Source organism: Escherichia albertii NBRC 107761 = DSM 17582 (assembly GCF_000759775.1).
Taxonomy (GTDB): Bacteria; Pseudomonadota; Gammaproteobacteria; order Enterobacterales; family Enterobacteriaceae; genus Escherichia; species Escherichia albertii.
In genome coordinates, this window is sequence record NZ_BBMY01000206.1 from 1 (window position 1) to 2,737 (window position 2,737).

Annotated in this window: 2 protein-coding genes; one reads left to right on the forward strand and one right to left on the reverse strand. The window is 47.6% G+C overall.

Annotation, left to right across the window (positions count from 1 at the left end; genetic code table 11):
• Positions 1–176 precede the first annotated feature (176 nt).
• Complete coding sequence (locus tag EA14781_RS22005; RefSeq protein WP_000706591.1) at positions 177–1,319, forward strand: glycerate kinase; 1,143 nt, start codon at positions 177–179, stop codon at positions 1,317–1,319.
• A gap of 55 nt (positions 1,320–1,374) precedes the next feature.
• Here the strand turns inward: EA14781_RS22005 and EA14781_RS22010 are convergent.
• A partial coding sequence (locus EA14781_RS22010) for a BCCT family transporter (RefSeq protein WP_042336328.1) occupies positions 1,375–2,737 on the reverse strand: 1,363 nt, incomplete at its 5' end.

A 2,737-nucleotide genomic window follows, 5' to 3' on the forward strand; every position in this document is an offset into this window, starting at 1 on the left:
AACGCAACAGCTATTTAGCACCTGCGCCGCGCTTGGCGGTAAAGAATGGGATCATTCCGCTTTAATCCGGGCGCTTGAAACGCAAGCTAATTACACCATCCGTAAATAATAAATAAAGGGAGCCGCAGGTTCCCTTTGTTCACTCGTTGCACTCCCCCTATTTTGAGAGACCAGCTATGAAGATAGTCATCTCCCCCGACTCCTTTAAAGAATGCCTTCCCGCCTGGAAAGTTGCCGAAGCGTTGGCAACTGGCTGGCGTAAGGTTCTGCCAGGCAGCCAACTGGTGTGTTTGCCCGTGGCTGATGGCGGCGAAGGAACACTCGAAACACTCATTCATGCAACTCATGGAACGTTTTACACTAAAACGGTCACCGGACCACTTGGCGAATCAAGACATGCGCAATACGGTATCTTAGGCAACCAAACTACCGCAGTGATAGAAATAGCGCAGGCTTCTGGACTGGAACTGCTTTCTCCGGTCCAGCGTTCCCCTCTTTATACGACGTCGTTTGGAACCGGAGAACTTATTCTCGCCGCACTGGAACACAATATTGATACCGTTATTCTGTGCCTTGGCGGCAGTGCCACCAATGATGGCGGTATTGGGTTGATGTCGGCACTGGGTGCGCTGTTCACCGATGCTGATGGAAACTCGGTTTCGGTGAATGGTATGGGACTGTCAGCTATCCACCAAATTGACTTACAGCACCTCGATCCGCGATTGAAAAATGTGAAATTTATTGCGGCCTGTGATGTCACCAATCCACTAACTGGTGAGAACGGCGCAACCCGAGTTTTCGGCCAGCAAAAAGGGGCCAGCGCTGATGACCTCGAGCAGTTGGAGCAGGGAATGCAAAATTATGCCGATTGCATCCGTCGCTGTTGCGGTAAAGACATCAATGCGATCCCAGGAACCGGGGCAGCTGGCGGTGTTGGCGCAGCATTAATGGCTTTTTTGGATGCTCGCCTACAACCGGGTATTTCGCTCGTACTGGAAGCTATTCAATATACCCAGCATTTAAAATACGCGGCGTTAGCGATTGTTGGCGAAGGTAAATTAGACAGCCAAAGTCTGAATGGAAAAGCGCCTGTTGGCGCAGCCAAAATTGCCCACATGATGGGAGTTCCGGTGGTTGCTATAGCGGGATATATCGACAATCAGCTTGATCTTAATGAACTCCGTCAATGCGGGATTGACGCCTGTTTTTCTGTCATCAACGGTCCTTGTGATTTACCAACCGCGCTGAGTCAGGGGGAAGATAATCTAATTCGTCTTGGGGAAAATTTGGCGGGATATTTTCGCGCGGTCTTGAGCTAATTTCCGGTCAGGAAAATGCCCGATAAAGTAAACTATCGGGCATACCTGAACACTATCATTCACCTATCTCGTTTTTCTCTTCAACCGCAAGCTGCATCAAAAAACTCTTCAATAAAATAAACACTACGCCGCAAAGCGGTAGTCCGGCCAGAATAGAGACCGTTTGTAACGGTTGCAGACTCTGCGCATCAAGAAGATAGAGTGTGATTGCGACCACTCCGGTTATTATCAACCAAAATGCCACGTTCCAGAATGCAGGCTCGCTCTCACAATCTGCTCGTTTTTGCGTCGCAAAGCCGAGGGCATAACCGACAGTACAATGCCCGGTAATATATGAAATTAACGCAATAGCGCCAAAAGCGACCAAAAATACCTGACTAACGGGGAGTTGTTCCAGTAAGCGAGAAACCACAACACCACGCCCCTGCTCGTTGAGTATGGGAACAAAATCAATAATATGAGTTGTCTGCAAAGATAAGCCGAAATTAGCCAGCACCATGTAGAAAACCATACATCCCAATGAACCGGCCAGAATCCCACATACTATCAACTGCCGAATTGTTCTTCCTTTTGAAATACGGGCAATAAATAAACCGAATGGGATGGCATACACAACCCACCATGAGAAATAAAATACAGTCCACATCTGTGGAAATCCGCTACGACCGATGGCGTCGGTACTTAAACTCATCGCGACAAAGTTTTGCAGCATCAGGCCGAGACCATCAATAGATTGATTAAGAATAAACGCCGTCGGACCGCAAACCAAGATCGCCAGTAGCATTAATATATCTGCACGAATATTCCAGTTACTGGCCCAGGCCATACCTTTTTTAAGGCCAAAAAAGAGAATTAATAATGGTACAAGAGTCCAGACAAAAATAACCATAACATTAATAAACCGCCCGGAGGGATCCAGATGGAACACATGACAAAATACGGCAGAAATCATCGGAGTTCCCAGCGCCAGAGAGGTAACCGCACCGCCGAGCAAACCAAACATATAGAAGAAATTAATTAAATGTCCGTAAAAACCGTCTGCATGCGCTCCCAGATATCCGCGACATAAATCACTCACTTTTAGCGATGTTGTTTTCTTTACATGCATAAACCAACCAATGGGAACAGCACAAATCAGATACCATGCCCATGCAGATGGTCCCCAATGGAACATACCGTAAGCAGAAGCCCAACGAGCAGCCTGATCGCTTCCTGCTGCCGCACCAAAAGGCGGTTGCTGAATGATCCAAATCCACTCTACAGAGGCCAGATATAACAGACTTCCACCGGTTCCTGAGGTAAAAATGAGTCCAAGCCAGGTCAGTAAACTAAAATCAGGTTTCTCACCTGGAGTGCCTAACAAAATATTGCCATAACGAGAAAAAGCTAACCACAAGCAGCATAACACCACCAGGGTG